Consider the following 273-nt stretch of genomic DNA (forward strand, 5'->3'; position numbering starts at 1 on the left):
CGATGATTTCGGCAAGGACCATGGCGGTGGTTTCAAGTGCTTCGACCTCGTCTTCGCGATAAGCCCGCTTGGTCTTGTTCTGGACGACAAGAACGCCCAAAGTGCGGCCAGCGCGAAGGACGGGAACGCCAAGGAAGGAATTATAGGCCTCTTCCCCTGTTTCCGGGAGATAGGCGAAGGCTGGATGGCTCTGCGCATCGGTCAGGTTGAGCGGACGGGCGCTTGCAGCAATCGTGCCGACCAGACCCTGGCCGAGACGAAGCTGAGCCAGGT

1 protein-coding gene is annotated in these 273 nt (G+C 60.1%); it reads right to left on the reverse strand.

Annotated elements, in window-relative coordinates; all coding sequences use genetic code 11:
* Positions 1–273, reverse strand: a 273-nt coding sequence (locus SB719_RS20010; protein WP_412159718.1) for a GAF domain-containing protein, incomplete at both ends; no start/stop codon positions are given.

Source organism: Pantoea sp. SIMBA_079 (assembly GCF_046940275.1).
GTDB classification, from domain to species: Bacteria; Pseudomonadota; Gammaproteobacteria; order Enterobacterales; family Enterobacteriaceae; genus Pantoea; species Pantoea borealis.